Genomic DNA, 2,201 nt, shown 5'->3' with positions numbered 1-2,201 from the left:
ACCCGCAGCGCTTCCTGTCGCTGATCGAGGCGTACGCGCTGGCCGCGTCGCGCTTCGACATGACCGGACTCGCCGGCGCGCGGCGTGCGCTGCTCGAATACACGGCGCTGCTCGACATGCCGGCCGAGTATTTCCTCGATACGGTTGACATCGTGTTCCAGCGAATGAGCCTTGCGCTCGGCACGTGGGACGTGGGCGGCCAGCGCGTCGAGCCGGCGGCGTTGCGCGACGTCGCCCTGCTGACCGTCGAAGGCGCATGCGACAAGGTCACGGGCGCCGGCCAGACGCACGCGGCACTCGACCTGTGCAGCGGCCTCGCCGACGACGAGCGCTACCACATCGACATCGACGACTGCGATCACTACGGGCTGTTTACCGGGGCGCGCTGGCACGGGGATGTCCATCCGATGCTGCAGCGCGTGTTCGCGTGGGCCGAAACCCGCCGCCCTCGCCCGCACCGCACCAGGCGGACGTGATCGCGAATCAGCGCCTTGCCGCGTCGAGCAAGGCGCGGACCTCGTCGTCGCTCGTCTGCTCGAAGCGCGCGTAGAACTGGCTGATCCCGAAGAACGGCAGCGGCAGCGTCACGGTGACAAACGCATCGGCCAGATCGTCGAACACATGGCGCGTGCCCGCCGGCGCGACCGGGGCAGCCGCAATGATCCGCGCCGGATGACGCTCGCGCAACGCCTGCAGCGCGACACGCATCGATGCGCCGGTCGCGACACCGTCATCGATGACGATCGCGATGCGCCCTTCGACCGGCAACGGCGGTGCGGCACCGCGATACAGCGCTTCGCGCCGATGCAGTTCGGCGGTCTCGCGCGCGATTACGTCGGCGAGCTGCTCGCCGGACACGTTCATCGAGCGGAGCACCGAACGCTGCAGATGAATCGCACCGCCTGTCGCGATCGCGCCCATTGCGAGCTCGGGATCGTACGGCACGCCGAGCTTGCGCACGACCAGCACGTCGAGCGGCGCGTGCAGCGCACAAGCGACCGGATACGCGACGGGCACGCCGCCGCGCGGCAACGCGAGCACGACGACATCGCTACGCCCCGCGTAATCGCCCAATGCGACGGCCAGCTGGCGGCCGGCATCGGCGCGATCGGCAAAACACTCGAACACGATCGGCTCCCTGCCGTTGCGCCGGATGCGCGAAACCCGCGCCGGCGCCTGTCAACGAGCATGGTTCATCGGTCGCGCCGATGCAAGCAGGGTCATACCGGCGCGCGCGGCGCCGACGGAAAGGGTCAGAGGCCGCCGGCCTGCCGGTACAGCCGCCAGAACGACTGCGCATAGGATTGCGCAAGCTCGGGCGCGCGCTGGAACACGTTCACCGTTTCCGCATGCGCGGCTGCGCCTTCGGACAGCGTCGTCAGTGCGACGCTGTCGTCGACGATCACGAAGCGCGGCGCGGGATCGCCGTGCCGCGAATCGATCGCCACGTCGATACCCGAGGATTTCAGATAGCCCGCGCCGCTGTATCTGCCCGCGCGCGGCGAACGCACGAGCACGACACGCACCTCGATCCCGCGCGCACGGGCTGCGCGCAGTGCGCTCGCGACCGCCGGCGGCACGTGCGCATAGCCTGCCAGCAGCACGCGGCGCTGGGCCTGGCCGATCAGGTCGACGGTCGCGTCGGCCGCTGCATTGTCATACGAAAAGTATGTGCCGACCGATGCGGCATCGGACGGAATCTGGCTGGCGTGGGCGCTCGCCGCGCAGCAAAGCGCGGCGAGAAGGAAGGCGGCTGGTCTCATGGCGGGCGCCATTGTAGCGACGCCAATTCGCGTGGCAAGCACCGGCTGCGATGCTGCTGCGCCGGCGCAACACACAGCGCAAAACCGGTGCCCGGCGAACGGGTTACAGCCTGCTTTTCACGCTGTCGATCAGCCCGCCGCGACGCGTGCGAGCCAGCTCGCCACGCCATCGACGGAACGGAAATCCGCGAGGCTGCGCGCCGGCAGCGCCGGATAGGCACCGCCAGCCATCTCCGCCAGCGCACGGCCGGGACCGAGCTCGAGGAACGCGGTCGCACCGGCCTCCACGCAGGCGGCAAGACAGGCCGCCCACTCGACCGGCTCCGCGATCTGCCGCGCAAGCTTGTCGAGACCTGCGTCGACGTCGAGCACCGATGTGCCATCGATCCCCGAAAACAGCCGCGTGCCGGGCAGCGGCCGCCGCACGTCAGTCGCGGA

The 2,201-nt window shown here is 69.7% G+C and carries 2 protein-coding genes and 2 pseudogenes; 1 reads left to right on the top strand and 3 read right to left on the bottom strand.

Annotated features, from left to right (window positions below):
* A pseudogene (locus G3O00_RS41790) lies at positions 1-476 on the top strand (polyhydroxyalkanoate depolymerase); the annotation flags it as partial.
* Positions 477-483: 7 nt separating this feature from the next.
* Here the strand turns inward: G3O00_RS41790 and G3O00_RS41785 are convergent.
* The 3 genes and pseudogenes from G3O00_RS41785 to G3O00_RS41775 form a co-directional block, all read right to left on the bottom strand.
* A complete protein-coding gene (locus G3O00_RS41785; RefSeq protein WP_206146500.1) occupies positions 484-1,128 on the bottom strand; it encodes a phosphoribosyltransferase family protein in 645 nt (214 codons plus the stop codon).
* 125 nt (positions 1,129-1,253) lie between these two features.
* Positions 1,254-1,775, bottom strand: a complete 522-nt coding sequence (locus G3O00_RS41780) for a phospholipase D-like domain-containing protein (RefSeq protein ID WP_174935437.1) — start codon at positions 1,773-1,775, stop codon at positions 1,254-1,256.
* Between the two features lie 117 nt (positions 1,776-1,892).
* Positions 1,893-2,201: pseudogene (locus tag G3O00_RS41775) on the bottom strand (malonate decarboxylase subunit epsilon); the annotation flags it as partial.

Origin of the sequence: Burkholderia sp. Ac-20384 (assembly GCF_017104605.1) — a bacterium.
GTDB lineage: Bacteria > Pseudomonadota > Gammaproteobacteria > Burkholderiales > Burkholderiaceae > Burkholderia > Burkholderia lata.
This window is presented reverse-complemented; position numbering and strand designations above follow the sequence as displayed.